Annotated in this window: 32 protein-coding genes; 21 read left to right on the top strand and 11 right to left on the bottom strand. The window is 67.5% G+C overall.

Going from position 1 to position 23,006, the window contains the following annotated elements; translation table 11 throughout:
• The first annotated feature begins 22 nt into the window (after window positions 1–22).
• Window positions 23–799 carry a transglutaminase-like domain-containing protein gene (locus Q4F19_RS16130; protein WP_303544602.1) on the top strand — a complete coding sequence of 259 codons (777 nt, stop codon included), beginning with the start codon at window positions 23–25 and terminating at the stop codon, window positions 797–799.
• Window positions 800–1,043: 244 nt separating this feature from the next.
• Window positions 1,044–1,610, top strand: coding sequence for a PEPxxWA-CTERM sorting domain-containing protein (locus tag Q4F19_RS16125; protein WP_303544599.1), 567 nt, complete (start codon window positions 1,044–1,046; stop codon window positions 1,608–1,610).
• A gap of 120 nt (window positions 1,611–1,730) precedes the next feature.
• Here the strand turns inward: Q4F19_RS16125 and Q4F19_RS16120 are convergent, their stop codons facing one another.
• The 3 genes from Q4F19_RS16120 to Q4F19_RS16110 form a co-directional block, all read right to left on the bottom strand.
• Window positions 1,731–2,222: a methylated-DNA--[protein]-cysteine S-methyltransferase gene (locus Q4F19_RS16120; RefSeq protein WP_303544596.1), complete on the bottom strand. Its 492-nt coding sequence runs from the start codon at window positions 2,220–2,222 to the stop codon at window positions 1,731–1,733.
• Window positions 2,223–2,303: 81 nt separating this feature from the next.
• Complete coding sequence (locus Q4F19_RS16115; RefSeq protein WP_303544594.1) at window positions 2,304–3,494, bottom strand: DUF3667 domain-containing protein; 1,191 nt, start codon at window positions 3,492–3,494, stop codon at window positions 2,304–2,306.
• Between the two features lie 46 nt (window positions 3,495–3,540).
• Entirely contained in the window at window positions 3,541–5,172 is a 1,632-nt protein-coding gene (locus Q4F19_RS16110; protein WP_303544591.1) for an ATP-binding protein, read from the bottom strand.
• Window positions 5,173–5,259: 87 nt separating this feature from the next.
• On the opposite strand from Q4F19_RS16110, the gene Q4F19_RS16105 reads away from it, so the two are divergent.
• Window positions 5,260–5,991 (top strand): alpha/beta fold hydrolase, encoded by a 732-nt coding sequence (locus Q4F19_RS16105; protein WP_303544588.1) that lies wholly within the window; start codon window positions 5,260–5,262, stop codon window positions 5,989–5,991.
• Window positions 5,992–6,756, top strand: a complete 765-nt coding sequence (locus Q4F19_RS16100) for a tetratricopeptide repeat protein (RefSeq protein ID WP_303544587.1) — start codon at window positions 5,992–5,994, stop codon at window positions 6,754–6,756. It begins immediately after the preceding gene.
• Between the two features lie 116 nt (window positions 6,757–6,872).
• On the opposite strand, the gene Q4F19_RS16095 is transcribed toward Q4F19_RS16100, so the two are convergent.
• Together Q4F19_RS16095 and pspF are read right to left on the bottom strand one after the other, a co-directional pair.
• On the bottom strand, window positions 6,873–7,496 hold the full coding sequence (locus Q4F19_RS16095) for a superoxide dismutase (RefSeq protein ID WP_303544585.1): 624 nt from the start codon (window positions 7,494–7,496) through the stop codon (window positions 6,873–6,875).
• A 97-nt stretch (window positions 7,497–7,593) separates the two neighbouring features.
• Window positions 7,594–8,625: a phage shock protein operon transcriptional activator gene (pspF, locus tag Q4F19_RS16090; RefSeq protein WP_303544584.1), complete on the bottom strand. Its 1,032-nt coding sequence runs from the start codon at window positions 8,623–8,625 to the stop codon at window positions 7,594–7,596.
• 176 nt (window positions 8,626–8,801) lie between these two features.
• Here pspF and Q4F19_RS16085 point away from each other — a divergent pair, with 176 nt between their 5' ends.
• From Q4F19_RS16085 to Q4F19_RS16050, 8 genes are all read left to right on the top strand, one after another.
• Entirely contained in the window at window positions 8,802–9,284 is a 483-nt protein-coding gene (locus Q4F19_RS16085; RefSeq protein ID WP_303544581.1) for a TonB family protein, read from the top strand.
• A gap of 119 nt (window positions 9,285–9,403) precedes the next feature.
• Window positions 9,404–10,084: a phage shock protein PspA gene (gene pspA, locus Q4F19_RS16080; RefSeq protein ID WP_303545027.1), complete on the top strand. Its 681-nt coding sequence runs from the start codon at window positions 9,404–9,406 to the stop codon at window positions 10,082–10,084.
• 1 nt (window position 10,085) lies between these two features.
• Window positions 10,086–10,382 (top strand): envelope stress response membrane protein PspB, encoded by a 297-nt coding sequence (gene pspB / locus Q4F19_RS16075; protein WP_303544578.1) that lies wholly within the window; start codon window positions 10,086–10,088, stop codon window positions 10,380–10,382.
• Window positions 10,383–10,419: 37 nt separating this feature from the next.
• Entirely contained in the window at window positions 10,420–10,809 is a 390-nt protein-coding gene (gene pspC, locus Q4F19_RS16070; RefSeq protein ID WP_303544575.1) for an envelope stress response membrane protein PspC, read from the top strand.
• A 29-nt stretch (window positions 10,810–10,838) separates the two neighbouring features.
• Window positions 10,839–11,093 carry a hypothetical protein gene (locus Q4F19_RS16065; RefSeq protein WP_303544572.1) on the top strand — a complete coding sequence of 85 codons (255 nt, stop codon included), beginning with the start codon at window positions 10,839–10,841 and terminating at the stop codon, window positions 11,091–11,093.
• Window positions 11,094–11,135: 42 nt separating this feature from the next.
• Complete coding sequence (locus tag Q4F19_RS16060; protein ID WP_303544570.1) at window positions 11,136–11,408, top strand: hypothetical protein; 273 nt, start codon at window positions 11,136–11,138, stop codon at window positions 11,406–11,408.
• Window positions 11,409–11,410: 2 nt separating this feature from the next.
• The gene (locus tag Q4F19_RS16055; protein ID WP_303545024.1) at window positions 11,411–11,665 is read left to right on the top strand and encodes a hypothetical protein; all 255 of its coding nucleotides are present in this window, start codon (window positions 11,411–11,413) and stop codon (window positions 11,663–11,665) included.
• A 52-nt stretch (window positions 11,666–11,717) separates the two neighbouring features.
• Complete coding sequence (locus tag Q4F19_RS16050) at window positions 11,718–12,422, top strand: NAD-dependent deacylase (RefSeq protein ID WP_303544568.1); 705 nt, start codon at window positions 11,718–11,720, stop codon at window positions 12,420–12,422.
• Between the two features lie 3 nt (window positions 12,423–12,425).
• On the opposite strand, the gene Q4F19_RS16045 is transcribed toward Q4F19_RS16050, so the two are convergent.
• From Q4F19_RS16045 to Q4F19_RS16030, 4 genes are all read right to left on the bottom strand, one after another.
• A complete protein-coding gene (locus tag Q4F19_RS16045; RefSeq protein WP_303544565.1) occupies window positions 12,426–13,604 on the bottom strand; it encodes a vWA domain-containing protein in 1,179 nt (392 codons plus the stop codon).
• A complete protein-coding gene (locus tag Q4F19_RS16040) occupies window positions 13,604–14,032 on the bottom strand; it encodes a GFA family protein (RefSeq protein WP_303544562.1) in 429 nt (142 codons plus the stop codon). Before Q4F19_RS16040 ends, Q4F19_RS16045 begins: the two co-directional genes overlap by 1 nt.
• Before the next feature lies 1 nt (window position 14,033).
• Window positions 14,034–14,879, bottom strand: a complete 846-nt coding sequence (locus Q4F19_RS16035) for an AAA family ATPase (protein ID WP_303544559.1) — start codon at window positions 14,877–14,879, stop codon at window positions 14,034–14,036.
• Between the two features lie 118 nt (window positions 14,880–14,997).
• Window positions 14,998–15,264 (bottom strand): hypothetical protein, encoded by a 267-nt coding sequence (locus Q4F19_RS16030; protein ID WP_303544558.1) that lies wholly within the window; start codon window positions 15,262–15,264, stop codon window positions 14,998–15,000.
• A 190-nt stretch (window positions 15,265–15,454) separates the two neighbouring features.
• Between Q4F19_RS16030 and Q4F19_RS16025 the strand changes: the two genes are divergently transcribed.
• The 9 genes from Q4F19_RS16025 to Q4F19_RS15985 all read left to right on the top strand — a co-directional run bounded on the left by Q4F19_RS16025 (window position 15,455) and on the right by Q4F19_RS15985 (window position 22,273).
• The gene (locus tag Q4F19_RS16025) at window positions 15,455–16,093 is read left to right on the top strand and encodes a phosphoribosylanthranilate isomerase (RefSeq protein WP_303544555.1); all 639 of its coding nucleotides are present in this window, start codon (window positions 15,455–15,457) and stop codon (window positions 16,091–16,093) included.
• On the top strand, window positions 16,090–17,322 hold the full coding sequence (gene trpB, locus Q4F19_RS16020) for a tryptophan synthase subunit beta (protein ID WP_303544553.1): 1,233 nt from the start codon (window positions 16,090–16,092) through the stop codon (window positions 17,320–17,322). Before Q4F19_RS16025 ends, trpB begins: the two co-directional genes overlap by 4 nt.
• A gap of 93 nt (window positions 17,323–17,415) precedes the next feature.
• Complete coding sequence (locus Q4F19_RS16015) at window positions 17,416–17,751, top strand: endonuclease domain-containing protein (RefSeq protein ID WP_431312418.1); 336 nt, start codon at window positions 17,416–17,418, stop codon at window positions 17,749–17,751.
• Entirely contained in the window at window positions 17,751–18,569 is an 819-nt protein-coding gene (gene trpA, locus Q4F19_RS16010) for a tryptophan synthase subunit alpha (RefSeq protein ID WP_303544547.1), read from the top strand. The genes Q4F19_RS16015 and trpA overlap by 1 nt, the downstream gene beginning before the upstream one ends.
• Window positions 18,566–19,420 (top strand): acetyl-CoA carboxylase, carboxyltransferase subunit beta, encoded by an 855-nt coding sequence (accD, locus tag Q4F19_RS16005; RefSeq protein WP_303544544.1) that lies wholly within the window; start codon window positions 18,566–18,568, stop codon window positions 19,418–19,420. Before trpA ends, accD begins: the two co-directional genes overlap by 4 nt.
• Window positions 19,421–19,456: 36 nt before the next feature.
• Window positions 19,457–20,782: a bifunctional folylpolyglutamate synthase/dihydrofolate synthase gene (locus Q4F19_RS16000; protein ID WP_303544541.1), complete on the top strand. Its 1,326-nt coding sequence runs from the start codon at window positions 19,457–19,459 to the stop codon at window positions 20,780–20,782.
• A 69-nt stretch (window positions 20,783–20,851) separates the two neighbouring features.
• A complete protein-coding gene (locus Q4F19_RS15995) occupies window positions 20,852–21,295 on the top strand; it encodes a DUF6628 family protein (protein WP_303544539.1) in 444 nt (147 codons plus the stop codon).
• Between the two features lie 104 nt (window positions 21,296–21,399).
• On the top strand, window positions 21,400–21,786 hold the full coding sequence (locus Q4F19_RS15990; protein WP_303544537.1) for a vgr related protein: 387 nt from the start codon (window positions 21,400–21,402) through the stop codon (window positions 21,784–21,786).
• Between the two features lie 55 nt (window positions 21,787–21,841).
• Window positions 21,842–22,273 (top strand): pyridoxamine 5'-phosphate oxidase family protein, encoded by a 432-nt coding sequence (locus tag Q4F19_RS15985; RefSeq protein ID WP_303544534.1) that lies wholly within the window; start codon window positions 21,842–21,844, stop codon window positions 22,271–22,273.
• 12 nt (window positions 22,274–22,285) lie between these two features.
• Here the strand turns inward: Q4F19_RS15985 and Q4F19_RS15980 are convergent, their stop codons facing one another.
• Together Q4F19_RS15980 and Q4F19_RS15975 are read right to left on the bottom strand one after the other, a co-directional pair.
• Window positions 22,286–22,630 (bottom strand): MerR family transcriptional regulator, encoded by a 345-nt coding sequence (locus tag Q4F19_RS15980; protein WP_303544531.1) that lies wholly within the window; start codon window positions 22,628–22,630, stop codon window positions 22,286–22,288.
• Window positions 22,631–22,641: 11 nt separating this feature from the next.
• Window positions 22,642–22,941, bottom strand: coding sequence for an integration host factor subunit alpha (locus Q4F19_RS15975; RefSeq protein ID WP_303544528.1), 300 nt, complete (start codon window positions 22,939–22,941; stop codon window positions 22,642–22,644).
• Between the last annotated feature and the right edge of the window lie 65 nt (window positions 22,942–23,006).

Raw genomic sequence — 23,006 nt, 5'->3', positions numbered from 1 at the left:
CGCACGCAAAGGTTTGGGCGGCATGAGAATCAGCATCCACACGCAGCTCGATTATGATCTGCCGCACACGACCGACATCCTCCTGCAGATGGAAGCCGCCCAGCTGCCCGAGCAGTTCGTGGAATCCGCGCATATCGCGCTCTCGCCGGTCGAGCATTTCGCGCGCGTGGCGGCGCATGACGATATCGGCGAGCGGATCTGGATCCGCGCGAGCGGGCGTTTCACGGTCGACTATCGATCGACCGTCTCGATCGATCGGCTGCTGGGCGATCTGGGATCGCTGCCCGAAGTGCCGCCGCATCAGCTGCCCGGCGAGACGGTCCAGTATATGCTGCCGTCGCGCTTCTGTCAGTCGGACCAGTTCCAGACCTTCGTCGACGCCGAGTTCGGATCGTTGCGCGGCGGGCCGCGCGTCATCGCGATCCGCGACTGGGTAGCGAGCCACCTGACCTATGTCCCCGGATCGAGCTCGGGCAGCACGACCGCTCTAGAGACGTTCGTCAAACGCCAGGGCGTATGCCGCGATTATGCGCATGTCGTGACGACGCTCGTGCGTGCCTCGGGCATCCCGGCGCGCGTCGTCGCGGTCTATGCGCTCGGCGTCGAGCCGCAGGATTTCCACGCCGTCTCCGAGGTCTTCCTCGGCGGCGAATGGCATCTCGTCGATGCGACGGGGATGGCGCGCGAAGGCGGGATGGCGAAGATCGGCGTCGGCCGCGATGCCGCCGACGTCGCCTTCCTGACCGCTTATGGGACGGCTTTGCTCAACAACCAATCGGTGCAGGTCGGGCCGGCCTGAGCCGCCGGCGAACGACGCCGGGTCGCAGCAATTCCGGGCGCCGCGCTCATTTCGGCCCGGACATGACAAATCCGTGAAAACCCCGCTTTCGCAGTGCAGCATATGTGTTAACTGTTGTTAACCATTTCGCACGATGCGCGAAATGGTGCGTACAGAATCGGGATCGCCGGGCTCGATCGATCATCTCTTCGGGGGATCGATCATCCCGAACGACGTTCCGATCCGACTATAAGGGGGACAGCGGGTGAAGAAGTTTCGTGGCCTTTCTTACGCCGTCGTCAGCGCCGCTGCGTTCGTCGCAGCATCCAGCGCCCAGGCGACCATCATCGACAAGACGCTGACGCTGACCGCAGGCGCCTTTACCTCGACCAACGGCACCGCCGCGCCGATCAGCCCGGTGACCATCCAGTTCGCGATCACGTTCGACAACAGCGCCAATATCCAGGGCACGACGAACGGCCTGACGATCCTCAGCAGCAACCTGACCGGCTGGGGTCCGCTGAAATATGCATATGATGCGTCGCTCGACAATCTGTTCTTCGGGACCGACATCGGTCCGAACGGCTTTCAGGTCTTCTTCTCGCGCAACGACCTCGGCACGTTCATCCGAAACATCTCGTCCGCGACGCCGGTGGCGACGCAGGTCCAATATTCGGCTGCGGCCGGCGCGTCCTACCTGAGCGGGACGTCCTCGGTGACGGTGGCGCAGGCCGCCGTGCCGGAGCCCGCGACCTGGGCGATGTTCATCGGCGGCTTCGGCCTGCTCGGCGCGACGATGCGCCGCCGCAAGATCGCCGTCCACTTCGCCTGACGCCGTCGCGACGGTGCAAGGAGGGCGCTCCCGGCATGGCCGGCGGGCGCCCTTCTTTCTGCCCCGCGCACAGCCCGACCCGACCGGGGCGCTTGCCGGCACCCGCCGGATCGATGCCGCCTAGAAGGCCAGCTCCAGCCCTTCGTGGGCGAGCAGATAGCGCTTCGCCTCCAGCCCGCCGGCGAAGCCGGTGAGCGTGCCGTTGCCGCCGATCACGCGGTGGCACGGCGCCACGATCGAGAGCGGATTGCGGCCGTTGGCACCGCCGACCGCGCGGACCGCGCTCGGACTGCCGATCGCGCGCGCAATCTCGCCGTAGGTCCGCGTCTCGCCGAACGGGATCGCCAGCAATTGCTGCCAGACGCTCTTCTGGAAAGCGGTGCCCTGCATCGCCAGCGGCAGATCGAACGCCGTCCGCTCGCCCGCGAAATAAGCGCGAAGTTGCGTCTCGGTCTCGACGAGTATGGGATGATCGGGCTGCTTCGTCATCGGCCCGAGCTGCACCCGGCCCGGGCGGTCATCCTCCCACAGGATTGCGGCGAGCCCCTCGCCGCTTGCGACGAGCGTCAACCGGCCGACCGGCGAGGCCATGATCTTGAATGCGAACGTCATCCTGGCGGTCCTTCGAACGGACGGCACGATTAGCGACGCGCCGTGCGCCGCGCCTCCCGCCGCTTGCGATCAAACCGGGCTTCAGTCGCTGCCCATGTAGAAGACGAACGAGGAGAAGAGGCTCAGCGCGATCGTCGTCATGATCAGCAGCGCCGCGGTCCGCCACAGTGCGCCATAGCGGCCGAGCCCATAGGCGCCTTTCAGCTGGCGATACATGTGGACCGGCGGGACGATCATCGCCGCGATCGGGATGATCGCGCCGGGCATGCCGAGCCAGCTGCCGACCGCCAGCACCACCATCGCCAGTGACATGAAGGAGAGCGAGTAGATGCCGAAAATCGCGTGATCGTAGAGGCCGACGTCGCGCCGGAAGCAGAAGAGCAGCCAGATGAGCGGCACCGAGATCGGGATCAGCGCCCAGCTATATTTGTAGGCGTAATTCTTCATCTTGTAGACGACGAGCTCGGGATTCTGCGCGGCATGGGCGATGAGGCCGCCCACATACGGAATCTTCGTCACCGACGAATCGACGTGCGCGGCCGTGCTTTCCACCTCGGCGGCAGCCTTTCCGCCGGGCACGGCGCTGGTCTGCGCCGCCTTCGCCGCGAGCTCGGCCGCCTTGATCTTCGCGTTCGCGTCCGCGCCGGCCTTCTGGGCATCGACGACCGATTTGCCGATCCCGGCAAGGCCATGCTCCACGATCGGCTGCATCGCCGCATATTGCGAACTGAGCTCGGCGATCTTCCGATCGAGCCGCGCCTGGTCTTCGGGATCGGTCTCCTCGGCGCGCGCGCGGCGCGTCCGGTCGAGCTTGGCGCGGACCTTCACCATCTCGGCGGCGATGCCCTGCTGGGTCGCCGCCACCTTGGATCCGTGACCGCCGCTGAGGTTCGAGACGACCGCGAACATCAGGAACACCGAGAATAGGAACAGGGCGATCGGCGAGACGAACTTCGCGCGCTCGCCGGCGATATAGCGTTTCGTAAGTTCGCCCGGGCGCAGCGCCAGCATCGGCAGCGTCTTCCAGATCTTGCCCTCGAAGTGGAACACGCCGTGGGCGATGTCGTGGACCAGCGCCATCAGGTTGCGGTGGACATGCCCCGCCTGCCCGCATTCGTGGCAATAAGGTCCCTGGCGGACGGTGCCGCAATTGGCGCACGGCTCGTGCACGTCATGGCCCGCCGCCGGAAGTCCGACCCGCGCGCGCTCGATCTCGCCCGCCAGCAGGCCTGCCGTGGCCATCGCCCCGATTTCCTCCGCACCCCCGCTCATGCGCGCGATGATGGCCGAGCGAAATGCGTCCGTCGAGGGGCTCGGATCAATCCGCGGCGTGCAGCCGCCCCTGGGCGCGCCAGCGGAGGATCGTCTTGCTCAGGCGGCTCGGCTCGTCGGGCGCGATCTGCCAGCCCTGCGCGAAGGACGGATCGGAGGAAGCGGGCAATTTGTCCGGCTCCAGATCGTCGAACACGACGCGGATCGGCAGCGCGACGCCCTCGCCGACGACGACCGCCTCGCGGTTGCGCAGGCCCGGTATCGCCTCGATCAGCCCGCGCGCGCCCTCGGGCACGGCCGAGCGGACATGTGCCTGATCCTTGTCGTTGTTGAGCCGCATCGCGATGATCGTCCCGCATTGCGAGAGCACGCCCTCGGCGAGATCGGACGGGCGCTGCGAGATCAGCCCCAGCGACACGCCATATTTGCGGCCCTCCTTGGCGATCCGCTCGAGGATGCGGCGCGCGGGCGAATCCGCGTTGGCGGGGATGTAGCGGTGCGCTTCCTCGCAGACGAGCAGCACGGGTCGTGCATCCTTGCCGCGCGACCAGAGCGCGTGATCGAAGACGAGCCGCGCGAGCAGGGCGACGAGCACCGGCGTGATCTCGGACGGGACCGCCGAGAGATCGACGATCGCGATCGGCTTGCCGTCGGCGGGCAGGCGCAGCAGCCGCTGGAGCACCGCCTGCATCGTATCGCCGACGAGCATGCCGGAGAACATGAAGGCGTAGCGCGGATCGACCTTCAGTTCGTCGATCCGCGCCTTCAGGCGCAGATAGGGGCCGATGCCCGTGCCGCCCTTGTCGAGCTTGCCCATCTCCGCCGAGAGGATGTTGCCGAGATCGGAGAGCAGATAGGGGATCGGGCTGTCGGCGGTGAGGCGCTGGATGCCCTCGGCCAGCCGGTGCTTCGCGCGTGCCGTGAGCAGGCATTTGGCGAGGATGTCGATATCGATCTGGCGTTCGGGGCCGCGCGTGCTGACGAACACCTCGGCATGTTCCTCGAGATTCATCAGCCAATAGGGGATGGCGAGGCTCGTCACGTCGAACACCGCGCCGATCTGCGCGAAGGACGCGCCATATTCGCCGTGCGGATCGATCATCAATATGTGGCCGTGCGGCGCGGATTCGCAGATCCGGTGGAGCAGCATCGCGGTCGCGCTCGATTTGCCCGTGCCGGTCGATCCCAGCACTGCGAAATGCCGGCCGAGCAGGCCGTCGATGTAGAGCGCGGCGCGCGCGTCGCCGCCCGAATGGATCCGGCCGAAGGTGATGTGCGGGCGCTCGTCGGCGGCGAAGATGCTCGCGCGGTCGGCGTCGCTCGTCGGATAGAGCCGGGCGCCCGGCATCGGCAGATGGCTGACGCCGCGGCGGAAGCCCGTCAGGCGTGTCCCGTCCGCCTCGCCCTCGCCGACGAAGTCGACGCCAGCGACGATCAGATCGCCATCGGCCTCCTCGCGGCGCAGCGAACTGACCTGCGCGACGACCCATTTCGCGCCGACGCGCAGCTTCAGATAGCTGGAGATCGCGCCGGGCTGCGCGGGTCCGGCCTCGCCGAGCAGGCTGAGCGTGCGCGCATCGAGCATCGCCTGCGCGCCGGCGCTGGAAATCTCCAGCACGCGGCCGATTTCCATCTCGTCGCCCGATCCGGTGCTGATCCTGTGGTCCATCATCGACATGGGCGGAGGCCATAAGGCGCAAAGCTTAAGACGCTCCTGACGGCGTCTTGCGTGGCAAGCGCGCGCGTCCGGGGATAGAGCGGGGGGATGACCGATTATCTGATCCGCGACGGCAAAGCCTCGCTCGCCTACCATTACCGGCCCGGCGCGGGTCCGACCGTGGTGTTCCTGCCCGGCTATATGTCGAACATGCAGGGCGGCAAGGCGCTGGCGCTGGATGCCTGGGCCGAAGCGGGCAAGCGGGCCATCCTGCGCCTCGATTATGCCGGCTGCGGCGAGAGCGAGGGCGTCTTCGCCGAACAGACGCTGGCGAGCTGGCACGCCGACGTGCTCGATCTGATCGATAATGTCACCACCGGGCCGCTCGTGCTGGTCGGCTCGTCGATGGGCGGGTGGCAGATGCTGCTCGCCGCGCTCGCCAGGCCGGAGCGCGTCGTCGGGCTCGTCGGCATCGCCGCCGCGCCCGATTTCACCGAATGGGGCTTCGACGAGACGATGCGCGAGACGCTTGCCGAGGATGGCCTGATCGTCGAGGAGTCGGCGTATTCGGAGACGCCGTCGATCACGACCTTGGGATTGTGGGAGAGCGGGCAGGATCTGCTGCTGCTCGATGGCGAGATCGGCTTCGATGGCCCGGTGCGGCTCATCCACGGGCTCGACGATGCCGACGTGCCGCCCTCGATCGCCTTCCGGCTGGGCCGGGCGCTGCGTTCAGTCGATGTGCAGACGATTCTGGTCAAGGGCGGCGATCATCGCCTGTCGCGCCCGCAGGATCTGAATCTGCTCGTGCGCACGGTCGCCCACCTGATCGAGACTTGAGTGATCCTGACCCTTCTTCTCGCGGTTGCCGCCGCCAACGCCCCGGTCCCCCTGGCCAAGCTTCCGGGCGGGGACGAGGCGCGCTTCCAGGCCTGCGTCGCGCTGACCAAGACCGACCCGCCCCGCGCCGTGACCGAGGCGGAGGCCTGGGCGAAGCAGGCGCAGAGCCTGCCCGCGAGCCATTGTCTGGGCCTCGCGCAGGCGGCGGCGGGCAACTGGCTCCCCGCCGCGACCACCTTCACCCGCGCCGCGACCGCCGCCGAATCGGCGGGCGATCCGCGCGCCTCCTTGCTGTGGACGCAGGCGGGCAATGCCGCGCTCGCTGGCGACGAGCCCGCACTCGCGCGCACCGCGCTCGATCGCGCGCTGAAGCTGCCCGGGCTGACCGCGGTGATGCAGGGCGAGGCGTGGCTGGATCGCGGGCGCGCCGACGTCGCCTTGGGCGATATGGCGGCGGCGCGGACCGATATCGATCAGGGCAAGACGCTGGTTCCCAACGATCCCTTCGCCTGGCTGCTCTCGGCGACGCTCGCGCGGCGCGCCGACGATCTCGACCGCGCCTCGCGCGACATCAGCGAAGCGGCGAAGCTCGCGCCCGATGCGGCGGCGGTGGCGCTGGAGGCGGGCAATATCGCGATCGGCGCGGGCGCGGAGCCGGCGGCCAAGCTGGCCTGGGAGCGCGCGAAGCTGCTTGCCCCCAACGAGCCCGAAGGCCAGGCCGCGGCCGCGCAACTGGCCGAGCTGGCGACACCGTCGAAACCCTAGCCGGACCTTATTCCCGTTCGTGCTGAGCCTGTCGAAGCACGTGCCGCGAGCGCATCGCCTGCGGCACGTCCTTCGACTTCGCTCAGGACGAGCGGATCACTGTCGTCGAGTTCAGCTTATTGCTGCTGATCCGCGCGGCTCGCGCCGTTGCCGTCCAGATTCTGGGCGACGAAGTCCCAGTTGATGATGTTGCCGAGTACCGTCTCGGCGAACTTCGGCCGGGCGTTGCGATAGTCGATATAATAAGCATGCTCCCACACATCGAGCGTCAGGAGCGGCTTCACGCCCTCATAGACGATCGGCGTGTCGGCATCGTGATAGGAGGTGACCTTGAGGGCATCGCCCTCCAGCACCAGCCACGCCCAGCCGCTCGCGAAATGGCCGACCGCTTCGGCCGCCATCTTCTTGAGCAGCTCGTCGGTCGAGCCGAAGGTCGCGGTGATCTTCTCGGCGAGCGCGCCGGAAGGCTGCTGGCCTGCGGGTGCGAGGCAATTCCAGAAGAAGGTGTGGTTCCAGATCTGCGCGGCGTTGTTGAACAGGCCCTTGTCGGCGGTCGCCTTGGCCTTCTCGATCACCTGGATCAGCGAAAGGCCGGCGAGGCCCTTCTCGTCGATCCAGCCATTGGTCTTGTCGACATAGGCCTTGTGATGCTTGCCGTGATGATAGTCGAACGTCTCGGCCGACATGTGCGGCTCCAGTGCCGACTTGTCGAAGGGAAGCGGGGGAAGTTCGAAGGCCATGACCTGTCTCCTGGCTGAAAGTCGCGCCGCCCTAACGCCGGGAATGCGCAAAGGTCACGACCAAATCGACTGTTGCGAGTCGTTCGCGAAAACCGCCTCAGTTGGGCGCCTTTTCGAGCAAATCGTGGCGGCGCAGAGCATGGCGCAGTTGATCGTAGCTGAGCTTCAGCGCGGCGGCGGTGTGGCGCTGGTTGTAGCGGCAGCGCGCGAGCGCGGCCTCCAGCAGCATCCGTTCATAGGCATGGCAGGCGGTGCGCAGGTCCTCGCACTCGGCGGAGGGCGCGGCGGGGGCGGGTAGGGCCAGGGTCGCAGGCTCGGCGACGGGCTCGGTCGCGCGCTTCATCGGCGGCAGGCGCCAGGGCGAGGCGAAGGGATCGAAGCTGATCGTCTCGATCGGGCGGCGCTCATCCTCCCAGCGATAGACGGCGCGCTCGACGACGTTGCGCAGCTCGCGGACATTGCCCGGCCAGTCATGCCCCTGCAGATCGCGTGCGGCCTGCGCGCTGAAGCCCGGCCAGCGCTCCCAGCCGATCTCGGACGCCATGCGCTTGCCGAAATGCTCGGCGAGCACGGGCACGTCGCCCTCGCGCACACGGAGCGGCGGCAAGGTGATCACCTCGAAAGACAGGCGATCGAGCAGATCGGGGCGGAAGCGTCCCTCCTCGGCGAGCTGGGGCAGATGCTCGTTGGTCGCGGCGACGATGCGCACATCGACGCGGATCGCGCGGCTCGCGCCGATGCGCGTGACCTCGCCATATTCCACCGCGCGCAGCAGCCGTTCCTGCGCGCCCATGCTCAATGTCGCGAGCTCGTCGAGAAACAAGGTCCCGCCATCCGCCTCCTCGAAGCGGCCGATCCGCGCCTTGGTCGCGCCGGTGAAGGCGCCCGCCTCGTGTCCGAACAGTTCGGCCTCGATCAGCGTCTCGGGCAGGGCCGCGCAGTTGAGCGTGACGAGCGGTCCCGACCAGCGGCCCGACAGGCGATGCAGGCGTTCGGCGACGAGCTCCTTGCCCGTGCCGCGCTCACCGATGACCAGCACGGGGCGGTTGAGCGCGGCCGCGCGGCTCGCGCGCTCGACCGCGTCGAGGAACTCCGAGGACTGACCGATGAACTGGCTGTCTCGATCCATTCCGCCAACTTGGCGGATTTCACCACTTGTTGGCAAGAGGGGCGACTGCGGCGAACCGCGCCATTCGTAGAATAGCGTTTGAAATCAGATGGATGAGCATTTGGCACGGCGCATGCAATGCATGGGGCAACACCGGAACGACCGGTGTGCAAGGTTTCAGGATAGGAGATTTCGCCATGTTCCGTTTCGACACATTCGACGTGCAACGCCTCGCCATATCCGCTGTCGGCGCCGCCGTTCTGACCGCAACCTGCGTCGGCGCGGCCGTCGCCCCCGCCAGCGCCGCGACCGTGCCCGCCACGGTCCCCGGCTGGCAGAAGGCCGTCGAGCAGCAGATCGATCTGCGCAGCGGCGATCTGCCGGTTCGCATGAGCGAGAAGCGCGCTGAGGCCGTGGTCGCGGTCCGCTTCACCGCCGACGGCGATTATGCCGGCGCCGACATCGCCCGCTCGACCGGCGTCGCGGCAATGGACCGCCACGCGCTGCGCCTCGCTTCGCACATCGCCTACCCGCAGCTGCCCGAATCGGTGCGCGGCACGCCGCAGACGGTCGCGATGCGCCTCTTCTTCAACGGCGCCGAAGCCAAGCGCCGCGACCTTGGCGCCACCAAGCTTGCCCATGCCGACACCGCCGGCATGATCACGATCGCCGCGAAGTGACGGCGATGTCGGGGCCGGCTCTTTCCCCCTGGCCGGCCCCGGCGCTATCGTGGGGCGACTGGAAGGCCCGCGCCGCCCAGCCACCGCGCGCGACGGACAGTATCAAGGAGTATTTCACCATGGGCATCTTCTCCCGCACGCGCGACATCATCGCCGCGAACATGACCGATCTGCTGGATCGGGCAGAGGATCCCGCGAAGATGATCCGGATGATCATCCTCGAGATGGAGGAGACTCTGGTCGAGGTGCGCGCCTCCGCCGCGCGCCACATCGCCGATCAGAAGGAGATGCGCCGCCAGATCACCAAGCTGGAGCAGGTCTCGGACAGCTGGATCGAGAAGGCCGAGCTCGCTCTGTCGAAAGGCCGCGAGGATCTCGCCAAGGCCGCGCTCGTCGAGAAGCAGAAGGCCGGCGATCTTGCTGATCAGCTGAAGGACGAGATCACCCAGATCGACGATGCGCTGCGCGCCTGCGAGGGCGACATCGCCAAGCTGCAGAGCAAGCTGCGCGAGGCGCGCGCGCGCCAGAATTCGATTACCACCCGCCTCGAATCGGCGCACAACCGCACCAAGTTGCGCGAAATGTATGCCGGGCAGAAGGTCGAGGAAGCATTCTCGCGCTTCGACGTGCTGGAGCGGCGCGTCGATTTCGCCGAGGGCCGCGCCGATGCGGCTGGCCTCGGCGTCGAGAAGACGCTCGACGAGGAGATCGCCGAGCTGCGCTCCGCCGACAAGGTGGATGCCGAGCTCGAGGCGATGAAGGCCCGCGCGCAGGCGCGGCTGACCGACAAGGAGGGCTGAGATGCACGACCTCATTCCGCTGGCGGCGATCCTGTCGCTGTTCGTCGGGCTGCCGTGGCTGATCTTCCACTATGTCACGCAGTGGCGGAAGTCGGGTTCGCTGAGTATCCAGGACGAGAATCTGCTGGACGAGCTCCACGATCTCGCCCGCCGGCTCGACGATCGGCTCGCCACGATCGAGCGGATCGTCGCCGCCGACAATCCCGCCTTCCGCCGGCCCGAGACCGAGCGTCTCGCCGACGACGCGCAGGATGATCATGTGTTCGATCGCATCGCGGAGCGTCGCCGCCAGCGCTGAGCCGCCCGGCCGCCCCAAAACAGGGAAGGATTTCGAGATGACACCGCGCCGCACCCACTTCTATCTCGACAAACGCGAGGGCAAGTTCCTCGGCGTCTGCTCGGGGATCGGCGATTATACCGGCATCGATCCGCTGCTGATCCGCGTCGGCTTCGTGCTGATCGGCTTCGCGACGGGCTTCATGGGCGGCGGCCAGCTGCTCGCTTATTTCCTCGTCGCCTGGCTCGCACAGGATAAGCCGCGCGAATTCGATTACGAGGATCGCGAGGATCGCAAATTCTGGCAGAAGGTGCGCGCCAAGCCCGCCAATTCGGTGCGCGACGTGCGCGCCCGCTTCCGCGACATCGATCGCCGGCTGGCCGATGTCGAGACGCACGTCACGAGCCAGAACAGCCGTCTCGCCGCCGAGATCGAGGCGCTGCGCTAGGGCGCGGCGCGAACAGGGGGAACAGGATCATGGGTATCTGGCATTTCGTGTGGGTCGTCATCCCGCTCGCCGCGATCAGCGCCGGCGTCCTCAAGCGCTGGTTCCAGCTTCAGGAGCGCAAGCTCGATCGGATGTCGCACGACACGGTCGAACGCGCCGCCCAATATGCCGCCAAGACCGAGCGGCTCGAACAGCGCGTCGCGGTGCTGGAGCGGATCCTCACCGATCGCTCGACGCATCTCGGCGACGAGATCGAGCGACTGCGCGGCACCCCCATCAACTAATCTGCCCATCAACCAGCTGGTCCGATCGAAGGGACTGTCTTCATGATCGAGTTCGCCCCGTTCCTGATGATCGTCGCGATCGTCGCGATCGTCTGCTTCACCCGCCTGCAGCGCGCGCGCCTGAATGCCAGCGACGCCGCCGCCGCACCCGGCAAGGGGAGCATCGAGACCGATCGCGTGCTGGGCGAGGTACGCCAGCTGAAGGACCGGATCGCGGTGCTGGAGCGGATCGTCACCGATGGCGATCATACGCGCGGCCTGGCGCTGGAACGCGAGATCGAGGCGCTGCGCGATGCCCGGGAAGGAGCCAAGTGATGATGTCCGATGCCATTTCCTTCGCCGCGCTCGCGCTGACTGCGCTCGCCGGCGTCATCGTGCTGGCGCTCGCCGGGCTGCGCGCCTGGCATGAATGGGTCGAGCTGCAGCGTTATGCGCTGTCGGGCGGCCGGCGCGATCCCGATGCGCCGCCCAATGCGCTGATCGCCTCGCCGTCCGCGGCCCGGATCGAACTCGCCGATCTGCGCGAGCGGGTCCGCAAGCTGGAGGCGATCGCGGCGGGCGTCGATCTCTGATGCAGATTAGGCGGTCCTAGCAGTTCCCGGATTATTGCCGTATTCTCGGGTCGTGGGCCCGGTTCGCAACATCGTCGTCCTGACCGGCGCGGGCATTTCCGCGGAGAGCGGTCTTGCCACGTTCCGCGGGCCGGGTGGCCTGTGGGAAGGGCATCGCGTCGAGGACGTCTGCACGCCCGAGGCGCTGATGCGCGACGAAGCGCTGGTCCTGCGCTTCTACGATGCGCGCCGCGCCGCGCTGGCGACGGTCGAGCCCAATGCCGCGCATCAGGCCCTCGCGCGGCTGGACGCCGAATGGCCCGGCCAGCTGATGATCGTCACCCAGAATGTCGATGATCTGCACGAGCGGGCCGGGGCGCAGCGGCTCGTCCACATCCACGGCGAATTGCTGTCGGCGCTGTGCCGCAGCTGCGGCGAGAATGCGCGTTTCTCCGGCGCGATGATGGAAAGCAGGGTCTGCCCCTCCTGCGGGCGGGACGCGCTGCGCCCCGACATCGTCTTCTTCGGCGAGATGCCGTACGAGATGGAGCGGATCGAGCGCGCACTGATGGAGTGCGACACGTTCGTCTCGATCGGCACGTCGGGGGCGGTCTATCCCGCCGCGGGCTTTGTCCAGATCGCTAACGCCACCAATGCCTGGACGCTGGAGCTCAACCTCAAGCGATCGCCGGGCAGCCATCATTTCGATGAGGCCCGGGAAGGGCCGGCGAGCAGACTCGTGCCCGAATGGGTCGAAAGCGTGCTCGCGCAGGCCTGAGCGTCAGCCCTGGCGCCGCGCGAGCGAGCGCATCGCCTCCTCCAGTCCGCCGAGCGTCATCGCGAACATGCGATTGCCCATCAGCTCGCGGATCATGCGCGTGGATTGCGAATGGCCCCATTGCTCGGATGGGACCGGATTGAGCCACGCGGCGCTCGCATAGATAGTCGTCAGCCGCAGCATCCAGACCGCGCCCGCTTCGGGGTTCATATGCTCGACCGATCCGCCGGGGTGGCTGATCTCATAAGGGCTCATCTGCGCGTCGCCGACGAACAGCAATTTGTAGTCCGCGCCATATTTGTGGAGCACGTCCATCGTCGGCGTCCGCTCGGTGAAGCGGCGCGCATTGTCCTTCCACACGCCTTCATAGACGCAATTGTGGAAGTAGAAGAATTCGAGATGCTTGAACTCGGAGGTCGCCGCCGAGAACAGCTCCTCGCAGACCCTGACGTGCGGATCCATCGATCCGCCGATGTCGAGGAAGAGCAGCAGCTTGACCGCGTTGCGCCGCTCGGGCCGGAGCGCGATGTCGAGATAGCCCTTGCGCGCGGTGCCGGCGATCGTCGCGTCCAGATCCAGCTCGTCGGCCGCGCCCTCGCGCGCGAAGCGGCGCAGGCGGCGCAGCGCGACCTTGATATTGCGCGTGCCGAGCTCCCGGCTGTCGTCGAGATTGCGATATTCGCGCTTCTCCCAGACCTTGATAGCGCGCTTGTGCGTCGATTCGCCGCCGATCCGCACGCCTTCGGGATTGTAGCCCGCATTGCCGAAGGGGGAGGTGCCGCCGGTGCCGATCCACTTGTTGCCGCCCTGATGACGGCCTTGCTGCTCCTCGATCCGCTGCTTGAGCGTCGCCATGATCTCGTCCCACGATCCGAGCGCCTCGATCTTGTCCATCTCCTCGGGCGTCAGGAATTTCTGCGCGACGGCCTTCAGCCAGTCCTCGGGGATCTCGGCGCTCCCGGCGCCCGTGCCCTGCAGCCCGCGGAAGACGTGGCCGAACACCTGATCGAAGCGATCGATCAGGCCCTCGTCCTTCACGTAGATCGATCGCGCGAGATAATAGAAATGCTCGGGGCTGCGCTCGATCACGTCGGCGTCGAGCGCCTCGAGCAGCAGCAGATGCTCCTTCGGCGTCGCCTTGATCCCCGCGCGGCGCAGCTCCTCAAGAAACGAAAGGAACATCAGCCGGCGGGTGCGGGTCGGGGTGGCGGGGGTTGGCGGGGAAAGCGGTCCAGCCCGGGCGGGATCGCCGCCCAGGCGGGCGCCTCTTCGGTCCAGATCGCCGCGGTCGGCGCCAGGTCGTGCGGCGTGTCGAGCACGCCCAACCGGATGACGCGGAAATGCGGATTGCCCGAGGATCGTCCGATCACCTGCGTGCCGCAGGCCGGGCAGAAGCCGCGGCTGAGCTCGTTGCCGCTGTCGGCGCGATAGCTGAACCAGCCGAGCTCGCCGCGAATCGCGATCGAATCGACCGGGAAGATCGCGTTGACGGTCGGGCTGCCCGCCGCGGCCGTCTGGCAGCGGCGGCACCAGCATTGGCGCACCGCCACGGGTTCGCCATCCGCCGTCAGCGTCACCGCCTCGCAGGCGCAGCGGCCCGTATAGGCCATGTCAGTTGCCCTGCCGGCGGGTCAGGAAGGCGAGCCGCTCGAACAGCATCACGTCGGCCTCGTTCTTGAGCAGGGCGCCGTGGAGCGGCGGGATCGCCTGGCGCGCATCCTTGGTCTGGAGCACCTCCAGCGGCATGTCCTCGTGCAGCAGCAGCTTGAGCCAGTCGATCAGCTCGCTGGTGGAGGGCTTCTTCTTGAGGCCGGGCACGTCGCGAACCTCGTAGAAGATGTCGAGTGCGCGCGCGACAAGCCGCTGCTGGATGCCGGGGAAATGGACATCGACGATTCGCTGCATCGTCTCGCGATCGGGAAAGCGGATATAATGGAAGAAGCAGCGGCGCAGGAAGGCGTCGGGCAGTTCCTTCTCGTTGTTCGAGGTGATGACGACGATCGGGCGGTCCGCCGCGGCGATCGTCTCGCCCGTCTCATAGACGTCGAAGCTCATCCGATCGATTTCCTGGAGCAGGTCGTTCGGGAATTCGATGTCGGCCTTGTCGATCTCGTCGATCAGCAGCACCGGCAGCTGGGGCGAGGTGAACGCCTCCCACAGCTTGCCCTTGCGGATATAATTCTTGATGTCGTGGACGCGCGCGTCGCCCAGTTGGCCGTCGCGCAGCCGCGCGACCGCATCATATTCGTAGAGTCCTTGGTGCGCCTTGGTCGTCGATTTGACGTTCCACGAGATGAGCGGCGCGCCGACGGCGGCGGCGATCTCGTGCGCGAGGACGGTCTTGCCCGTGCCGGGTTCGCCTTTGACCAGCAAGGGGCGGCGCAAGCGGACGGCGGCGTTGACCGCGACCTTCAGGTCCTCCCCGGCGACGTAGGTGGACGTGCCCTCGAACCGCATCGCTATCCCTTCGAGCCTTCAGGCGAGGCTCCGGGCTAGAGGCGGCACGCGGCGGACGCAAGCGGGGCCCGGAACGCTGCTGCGCTCCGGGCCCCGCCGGTCATCATATCGATGAAGATCAGTTGATGCGCGCGCTCGGTGCGTCGTAGCGCACGTCGGTGCGGTCGTAGCGGCCGACGACCTTGCCGTTGATCAGCTTCAGATCGAAAGTGCGGCCGCTGTCCAGCTCCTTGCCGGTGATGCGGGTCACGCCATTGTCGGCGGTCATGACATTGGCTTCGTAGCGGATGCCGTCACGCTCGAAGGCGAGCGGAGCAACCTGGGTCTGCGCGACGGCCGGAGCGGCGATTGCGACAGCGAGAAGCGGAAGAGCGAACTTGATCATGGCAGGTCTCCAAAACGGAAGGGGTCTGCCTCTCTCTAGACGGTGCGATTATTCTGTATTGCGATGCAGCAAATGCCCGGCTCGGCCGGATGCTGCAACTGCGAAGCAGGCCGCCACGGTTGCATGATCTGCAATCGGCTGATGCGTATTTAGGCGATTACCGCGGCGCCAGAGGCGCTAAGAGGCCCGCATGCGCATCCAGACCAAGATATGCGGCGTCTCGACGTCGGAAGCCGTGACCGCCTCGATCGGCCATGGTGCCGCGTGGCTCGGTTTCATGATGTTCGCGAAGAGCCCACGTTATGTCACGGCGGATCAAGCCGCATCGCTGTCGGCGCCGATGCCCGGCCATGTCGGGAAGGTCGCCGTCCTCGTCGATCCCGACGACGAGCTCGTCGGTCGCGCGATCGGCGCGGGGATGAAGATCCTCCAGCTCCATGGCCATGAATCGCCGGAACGTGTTGTTGCGCTGCGGCGAAGCACGGGTGCCGAGATCTGGAAGGTGATTTCGGTCCGCACCGCTGCCGATCTCGCCGGTGCCGCCGCCTATCGCGGCGCGGCCGATCGCATCCTGTACGACGCCAAGACCCCCGACGGCGCCGCGCTCCCCGGCGGCATGGGCCTGCGCTTCGACTGGAATTTGCTCGCGGGCTTCGACCACCCCTTGCCCTGGGCGCTCTCGGGCGGGCTGGATGCGACGAGCGTCGCCGAGGCGGTCGCGATCAGCGGCGCGTCCGCGGTCGACGTCTCGTCGGGCGTCGAAAGCGCGCCGGGCGTCAAGGATGTGGACAAGATCGCCGCCTTCCTCCAAGCGACCGGCCGTCTATGACGCTTCCCAACAGCCTCCGCGCCCAGCCTGATCCGCAGGGCAATTTCGGCAGCTTCGGCGGACGCTATGTCGCCGAAACGCTCATGCCTCTCATCCTCGATCTCGACCGCGAATATCGCGCGGCCAAGGCCGATCCGGCGTTCCGGGCCGAGCTCGATGCGCTCGCCAGACATTATGTCGGCCGCCCGAGCCCGCTTTATTATGCCGAGCGATTGACCGAGACGATCCGCAAGGGCGCGGCGCCCGGGATGGGCGCCAAGGTCTATCTGAAGCGCGAGGAGCTCAATCACACCGGCTCGCACAAGATCAACAATTGCGTCGGCCAGATCCTGCTCGCGCGCCGCATGGGCCGCACACGGATCATCGCCGAGACGGGCGCGGGGTCGCACGGCGTCGCCACCGCCACGGTCTGCGCGCGCTTCGGGCTCAAATGCGTCGTCTATATGGGCGCCAAGGATGTCGAGCGGCAGCAGGCCAACGTCTTCCGGATGAAATTGCTCGGCGCCGAGGTTGTGCCCGTCACGAGCGGCGCGCAGACGCTGAAGGATGCGCTCAACGAGGCTTTGCGCGATTGGGTCGCCAACGTCGCCGACACTTTCTACCTGATCGGCACCGTCGCGGGCCCGCATCCCTATCCGGAGATGGTCCGCGATTTCCAGTCGGTGATCGGCACCGAGGCGCGCGCGCAGATGCTGGAGGCCGAGGGCCGCCTGCCCGATCTGCTTGTGGCCGCGGTCGGCGGCGGCTCCAACGCGATCGGCCTGTTCCATGCCTTCCTCGACGATCCCGAGGTCGCGATGCTGGGCATCGAGGCGGCCGGTCACGGCGTGCATACGGACAAGCACGCAGCCAGCATCGGCGGCGGCAGCCCGGGCGTGCTCCACGGCAACCGCACCTATCTGCTGCAGGATGAGGACGGCCAGATCAGCGAGGCGCATTCGATCTCGGCGGGCCTCGATTATCCCGGCATCGGCCCGGAACATGCGTGGCTGCACGACATCGGCCGCGTCAGGTACGAGGGCGTGACCGACCAGGAAGCGGTCGACGCCTTCGCGCTGCTGGCCGGCGTCGAAGGCATCATCCCCGCGCTTGAATGCGCGCACGCGCTTGCCGCCGTCCCTGCAAGGGCCAAGGCGATGCGCGCCGACCAGATCATCCTCGTCAACCTCTCGGGCCGCGGCGACAAGGACATGGCAACCGTCGCCGACGCGATGGGCACGTCCATATGAGCCGCATCCGCAAGCCCTCTCCCCTTCAGGGGAGAGGGTTGGGAGAGGGGGCGTAAGGTGCGCGATCCCGAGCTTACGCAGCGCGCGAAGGCGATGCGGCGCGAGCCGACCGAGCCCGAACGAATATTGTGGCTGGCGCTCAGGGCCAAGCGGTTCGAAGGCATGAAATTCCGCCGTCAGAAGGTGATTGGGCCGTACATCGCCGATTTCGCTTCGCGCGCACCTATGCTCGTGGTGGAAGTGGACGGCGACACGCACGGCGGGCGCGAGGCGGAGGACGCCGCGCGTTCGGTTTATTTGGAACGACAGGGCTATCGCGTGATTCGCTTTACGAATGCAGATGTGATGCAAAATCTGGAGGGCGTCTTGATGGCAATCGCTCCGACTCCCCCTCTCCCCACCCTCTCCCCTGAAGGGGAGAGGGCCTGATGAGCCGTATCGCCAACGCCTTCGCCCGCGCGCGCGCCGAGGGGCGCGCGGCGCTCGTGACCTTCGTCACCGGCGGCGATCCCACCCCCGAGGCAACGCCCGCGATCCTCGATGCGCTCGTCGCCGGCGGCGCGGATCTGATCGAGCTGGGCCTGCCCTTCACCGATCCGATGGCCGACGGCCTCGCCATCCAGCGCGCCAATCTCCGCGCGCTCGGCGCGGGCGCGACCAGCGCGAAGATGTTCGCCATCGCCCGCGATTTCCGCGCGCGCCACCCGGAGGTGCCTCTGGTGCTGATGGGCTATGCCAATCCGATGCTCCGCCGCGGGCCCGAAGCATTCGCGCAGGCCTGCGCCGAAGCCGGCATCGACGGCGTCATCTGCGTCGATATCCCCGCCGAGCAGGATGCCTCGCTCGGGCCGGCGCTGCGCGCCGAGCGCATCGCGAGCGTCCGCCTCGCGACCCCCACCACCGATGCCGCGCGCCTGCCCGCGGTGCTGGAGGGCGCCGACGGCTTCCTCTATTATGTCTCGGTGGCAGGAATTACCGGACAGCAGCAGGCCGCTTTGGCCAGCATCGAGGACGCGGTCGCACGGCTGAAGGCGGCGACCGATCTGCCCGTCGCGGTCGGCTTCGGCATCCGCACGCCCGAGCAGGCCGCGGCGATCGGCCGCGTCGCCGATGGCGTCGTCGTCGGCTCGGCGATCGTCGATGCGATCGCCGGGGCCGCCGCCGCGGGCACCGATCCCGCCGCCGCCGCGGGCAACATCGTCGCCGGCCTCGCCGCGGCGCTCAGCCGACAGGAGCAGGCCGCATGAGCTGGCTGGATCGCGTCCGCAACGCCGTTCCCTTCCTTCAGAAGAAGGAGACGCCCGACAATCTCTGGCACAAATGCCCGAGCTGCGGGACGATGGTGTTCACGCGCGAATATGAGGACAATGAGTCCGTCTGCCCGAAATGCGATCATCATGGTCGCATCGGGCCCGACGAGCGCTTCGATGCCCTGTTCGACAGCGGCGTCTATGTGCCGCTGCCCAGCCCGCACGTGCGCGAGGATCCGCTCAAGTTCCGCGATTCGAAGCGTTATGCCGATCGAATCAAGACGGCGCGGACCGCCACCGGCGAGACCGACGCGCTCGTCAATGCGAGCGGCCGGATCGAGGGGATGAAGGCGATCGTCGGCGTCCAGGATTTCGCCTTCATGGGCGGATCGATGGGGCTGGCGGTGGGTGCCGCCTTCCTGATCGGCGTCGAGGCGGCGATCGCCGAACGCTGCCCGTACATCATCTTCACCGCCGCCGGCGGCGCGCGCATGCAGGAAGGCATATTGAGCCTGATGCAGATGCCCAAGACAACCGTCGCGATCCAGAAGCTGCGCGAGGCAGGGCTGCCCTATATCGTCGTGATGACCGATCCCACGACGGGGGGCGTCACCGCCAGCTATGCGATGCTCGGCGACGTGCAGATCGCCGAGCCCGGCGCGCTGATCGGTTTTGCGGGCCAGCGCGTGATCGAATCGACGATCCGCGAAAAGCTGCCCGAGGGCTTCCAGCGGGCCGAATATCTGCTCGCGCACGGCATGCTCGACATGGTCGTCCACCGCCACAAGATCCGCGCCGAGCTCGCGCGGCTGATCGGCTATCTCTGCCCGGAGCAGGCCGCTGCCTGAGGCCGCCCGGCTTTTCCTTTTCCCGAAAGCGCGCTGATGGCCGATCATGCCGTCTCGTCCGATCCCGCCGTCCAGGCGCAGCTCGATCGGCTGGCGACGCTTTCGCTCGGCACCGACATACTCGGGCTCGAGCGAATCACGCTGCTGCTGGAACGCCTGGGCAATCCTGAGCGCCGCCTGCCGCCCGTCTTCCATGTCGCGGGCACCAACGGCAAGGGATCGACCTGCGCCTTCCTGCGCGCGGGGCTCGAGGCGGCGGGGCACAAGGTCCATGTCTATACGAGCCCGCATCTCGTCCGCTTCAACGAGCGCATCCGGCTCGCAGGCAGCCTGATCGAGGATGCTTTGCTCGCCGAACTGCTCGGCGAGGTGCTCGATGCCGGCGGCGATATCGGCGCCTCCTTCTTCGAGGTGACGACCGCCGCCGCCTTCCTCGCCTTCGCGCGCGTGCCGGCCGATGCCTGCGTGGTCGAAGTCGGGCTCGGCGGTCGGCTGGACGCGACCAACGCGATTCGAGAGCCCCTGATCTGCGGCATCGCCCAGCTCGGGCTCGATCATCAGCAATTCCTGGGCGATCGGATCGAGGATATCGCCGCCGAGAAAGCCGGCATCGCCAAGCCGGGCGCGCCGCTGGTGACGCTCCATTATCCGGCGCGCGTCGCCGAGCCGGTCGAGAAGGCGGCTGCGGCGGCGGGCACGCGCTGGCTGGCGGCGGATCGCGAATGGGCGGTCGATGGATCGCGCGGCCGGCTCGCCTATCGCGATGCCGATGGCGATCTCGATCTGCCGCTGCCGCGGCTCGCCGGCGCGCACCAGGCCGAAAATGCCGGGCTCGCCATTGCCATGCTCCGCCATCAGCGGGCGTTGGCGGTCCCGCCCGCCGCCTTGCGTGCGGCGATGGGCTGGGCCGAATGGCCAGCGCGGCTGCAGCGGCTCGATCGGGGGCCGCTCCCGGCCTTGCTCGCGCCGGGCAGCGAAATGTGGCTCGATGGCGGGCACAATCCGGCCGCCGCGCGCGTCATCGCCGAATATTTCCGGCTGCGCGTGGCGCCGGGCCGTCGCCTCCATATCGTGCTGGGAATGCTGGAGAATAAGGATCTCGCGGGCTTTCTGGAGCCGTTTGCGGGCAGCACCGCCGTGATCCATCCCGTCCCGGTCGCGGGCCATACCCATCACGATCCGGCGGCGATCGCCGCCGCTGCGAACAAAGCGGGGCTCGCCGCGCGCGGCGGCGGGGATGTCGCCGCGGCGCTGGCGGCCATCGCGGCCGAGCAGGACGATATGCCCCCGGTCGTGCTGATCGCGGGCTCGCTCTATCTGGCCGGCACGGTGCTCGACGCGAACGGCACTCCGCCCGTCTGATCACCGCTTATTGCGATTGACTTGCAATAGCGGGACTGTCAGCTTCCTCTCATGATGGAGGATCAGCCGATGAGAGAGAGCCATTCGCAGGCGGCCGGGATGCTGCCGTTCACCGTTCCCGAAAGCGCCTATGCGCGGCTGCTCCTCTATGCGGTCCGCCGGATGGCAGCGGGCGGCCTCGACGATGCCTTTGCCGCGCAGGCGATGATCGGCGGCTTCGGCGTCAATTTCCGCCGTCCGCTCGTCTTGCTCCGCGCTTTCATGGGCGAATCGGCGCGCGTCGCGGGCAAGCGGCTGATGGTCGCGCCCTGCTGCTGCGGGCGGATGACGGGCGACGAGCGCGCGCTTCTGTCGGCGGTGGCGCTCGCGCAGGAGCAGCCCGAAATGGCGCATGATAGGCTCGCCGAGACTTTGGGCGTGAAATGCTGCGTCGGTCTGCTTACCAGCGCTCAGGCCGTCGCGGCGAGCTTCGCCGATCTGGGGATGCCGCTGACGCTCGCTCTGGAGGTCTGATCGCCACGCGCCTGCGCTTCTCCCGCGATCCCGGCCGGCCGCTCACGCCCGGCGAGGAAGAGCTGGCGGCGCAAGCGTTCGGCGCGAGCCTCGATCCCGCGCGCGTGCGCGTCCACCGCGCGCGCTGGTGGCCGTTCCAGCCGAAGAACGTCATCATGGCGCCCGACGGCGACATCTGGGTTCACCCGCATGACGGCCTGTGGCGCGACGATTATGCGCTCGCCGACTGGCCGCTCCGCGCGCTCTTCGTCCACGAGCTGACGCATGTCTGGCAACATCAGCGCGGCCTGCTCCTGCCGCTGCGCCGCCACCCGTTCTGCAGCTACGCTTATGAGATCGTGCCCGGCCGCCCGCTGGAGGCTTACGGCATCGAGCAACAGGGCATGATCGTCCAGCACGGCTGGTGGCGCCTGGCGCGCGGCGAGCCGCTGGGGACCTATGCTGCGCTGCTCCCGGCGACGCGGGGCGGCGACGAAGCCACGCTTGGCTGAAGTCAGGGAGCAGTGCGTCGATGCGTGCGTTCTCCTCAGCGAAGAGGAGATGCCCATGGCCAAGACGATCGCCGATCTGGCGGAAAAGATGCGCGACGTGGATTTCGCGATGCTGTCCACGCACACCGAAGGCGGCGCGATCGGCGCGCGGCCGATGAGCAACAATCGCGACGTCAGCTGGGACGGCGACAGCCATTATTTCACGACCGAGGATTCGCGCATGGTCCGCGACATCGCCGCCGATCCGCAGGTGGGCCTGAGCTTCCTCGGCAAGAGCGGGCTGCTCGGAATGCGCCCCTTCTTCGTCGCGGTCGAGGGCGAGGCCGCGTTGATCCGCGACAAATCGGCGTTCGCCGCCCACTGGACGAAGGATCTCGATCGCTGGTTCGCGCAAGGCGTCGACACCCCGGGGCTGGTGCTGATCAAGGTGCATGCTGCGCGCGTCCATTATTGGGACGGCGAGGACGAGGGCGAATTGCGCGTCTGACCGAGGCCGGTCTCAGCCCGTCCGGCGCGCATCCTCGACGAGCGCGAGCGCCAGCGCGTCGCGGATCGTACGCAAGGGGGAAGCGGCGGCGGGCACTGCGGCGCCGTCCTTCTTCGCCTCCTCGCTCAGCTGCTTCTGCACGCCCTTGATCGTGTAGCCGTCGCGGTTGAGCAGCTGGTGGATGCGCTCGACCAGAGCGACGTCGGCGGGCCGGTAATAACGGCGGTTGCCCGCGCGCTGGAGCGGCTTCAGCTGCGGGAAGCGCGTTTCCCAGTAGCGCAGGATATGCTGCGGCATGTCGAGCATCTCGGCGACTTCGCCGATCGTGCGAAACGCGCCTGCCGCCTTGTCCGCCATCGGATCGGGGATCAGCCCGCCTGCACGATGCGTTCGCGCATCGATTGGCTCGCGCGGAAGGTCAGCACCCGGCGCGGTGCGATCGGCACCTCGATGCCCGTCTTGGGATTGCGGCCGACGCGCTGCGCCTTGTCGCGCAGCACGAACGTGCCGAAGCCCGAAACCTTCACATTCTCGCCGCTGTCCAGCGCATGGCAGAGGTGGCCCAGCAGGTCCTCGACGATCTCGGCGCAGGCTGCCCGGGAGAGACCGATCGTCTCATGGACGATCTCCGCCAGATCTGCGCGCGTCAAAGTCCCCGAATCGGCCATCTGCTTCCCCCCAAACTTTGGTCGGTCGTTCTAGACCGGGTAAGCCGTCGCCAGCAAGCGACCGA

Origin of the sequence: Sphingomonas natans (assembly GCF_030546695.1) — a bacterium.
Lineage (GTDB): Bacteria > Pseudomonadota > Alphaproteobacteria > Sphingomonadales > Sphingomonadaceae > Sphingomonas_I > Sphingomonas_I natans.
This window is presented reverse-complemented; position numbering and strand designations above follow the sequence as displayed.

Bases quoted from the DNA above. Each gene is read 5' to 3' on its own strand.
- Q4F19_RS16065 (WP_303544572.1), top strand. From the start codon at position 10,839: ATGGGTATCTGGCATTTCGTGTGGGTCGTCATCCCGCTCGCCGCGATC.
- Q4F19_RS15995 (WP_303544539.1), top strand. From the start codon at position 20,852: ATGAGAGAGAGCCATTCGCAGGCGGCCGGGATGCTGCCGTTCACCGTT.
- trpA (WP_303544547.1), top strand. From the start codon at position 17,751: ATGAGCCGTATCGCCAACGCCTTCGCCCGCGCGCGCGCCGAGGGGCGC.
- Q4F19_RS16000 (WP_303544541.1), top strand. From the start codon at position 19,457: ATGGCCGATCATGCCGTCTCGTCCGATCCCGCCGTCCAGGCGCAGCTC.
- pspB (WP_303544578.1), top strand. From the start codon at position 10,086: ATGCACGACCTCATTCCGCTGGCGGCGATCCTGTCGCTGTTCGTCGGG.
- pspC (WP_303544575.1), top strand. From the start codon at position 10,420: ATGACACCGCGCCGCACCCACTTCTATCTCGACAAACGCGAGGGCAAG.
- Q4F19_RS16110 (WP_303544591.1), bottom strand. From the start codon at position 5,172: ATGTCGATGATGGACCACAGGATCAGCACCGGATCGGGCGACGAGATG.
- Q4F19_RS16040 (WP_303544562.1), bottom strand. From the start codon at position 14,032: ATGGCCTATACGGGCCGCTGCGCCTGCGAGGCGGTGACGCTGACGGCG.
- Q4F19_RS16085 (WP_303544581.1), top strand. From the start codon at position 8,802: ATGTTCCGTTTCGACACATTCGACGTGCAACGCCTCGCCATATCCGCT.
- Q4F19_RS16035 (WP_303544559.1), bottom strand. From the start codon at position 14,879: ATGCGGTTCGAGGGCACGTCCACCTACGTCGCCGGGGAGGACCTGAAG.
- Q4F19_RS16105 (WP_303544588.1), top strand. From the start codon at position 5,260: ATGACCGATTATCTGATCCGCGACGGCAAAGCCTCGCTCGCCTACCAT.
- Q4F19_RS16060 (WP_303544570.1), top strand. From the start codon at position 11,136: ATGATCGAGTTCGCCCCGTTCCTGATGATCGTCGCGATCGTCGCGATC.
- Q4F19_RS15980 (WP_303544531.1), bottom strand. From the start codon at position 22,630: ATGGCGGACAAGGCGGCAGGCGCGTTTCGCACGATCGGCGAAGTCGCC.
- Q4F19_RS16055 (WP_303545024.1), top strand. From the start codon at position 11,411: ATGTCCGATGCCATTTCCTTCGCCGCGCTCGCGCTGACTGCGCTCGCC.
- accD (WP_303544544.1), top strand. From the start codon at position 18,566: ATGAGCTGGCTGGATCGCGTCCGCAACGCCGTTCCCTTCCTTCAGAAG.
- Q4F19_RS16045 (WP_303544565.1), bottom strand. From the start codon at position 13,604: ATGTTCCTTTCGTTTCTTGAGGAGCTGCGCCGCGCGGGGATCAAGGCG.
- Q4F19_RS16025 (WP_303544555.1), top strand. From the start codon at position 15,455: ATGCGCATCCAGACCAAGATATGCGGCGTCTCGACGTCGGAAGCCGTG.
- Q4F19_RS16115 (WP_303544594.1), bottom strand. From the start codon at position 3,494: ATGAGCGGGGGTGCGGAGGAAATCGGGGCGATGGCCACGGCAGGCCTG.
- Q4F19_RS15975 (WP_303544528.1), bottom strand. From the start codon at position 22,941: ATGGCCGATTCGGGGACTTTGACGCGCGCAGATCTGGCGGAGATCGTC.
- Q4F19_RS16015 (WP_431312418.1), top strand. From the start codon at position 17,416: ATGCGGCGCGAGCCGACCGAGCCCGAACGAATATTGTGGCTGGCGCTC.
- pspF (WP_303544584.1), bottom strand. From the start codon at position 8,625: ATGGATCGAGACAGCCAGTTCATCGGTCAGTCCTCGGAGTTCCTCGAC.
- pspA (WP_303545027.1), top strand. From the start codon at position 9,404: ATGGGCATCTTCTCCCGCACGCGCGACATCATCGCCGCGAACATGACC.
- Q4F19_RS16030 (WP_303544558.1), bottom strand. From the start codon at position 15,264: ATGATCAAGTTCGCTCTTCCGCTTCTCGCTGTCGCAATCGCCGCTCCG.
- Q4F19_RS16120 (WP_303544596.1), bottom strand. From the start codon at position 2,222: ATGACGTTCGCATTCAAGATCATGGCCTCGCCGGTCGGCCGGTTGACG.
- Q4F19_RS16095 (WP_303544585.1), bottom strand. From the start codon at position 7,496: ATGGCCTTCGAACTTCCCCCGCTTCCCTTCGACAAGTCGGCACTGGAG.
- Q4F19_RS16130 (WP_303544602.1), top strand. From the start codon at position 23: ATGAGAATCAGCATCCACACGCAGCTCGATTATGATCTGCCGCACACG.
- Q4F19_RS15985 (WP_303544534.1), top strand. From the start codon at position 21,842: ATGGCCAAGACGATCGCCGATCTGGCGGAAAAGATGCGCGACGTGGAT.
- trpB (WP_303544553.1), top strand. From the start codon at position 16,090: ATGACGCTTCCCAACAGCCTCCGCGCCCAGCCTGATCCGCAGGGCAAT.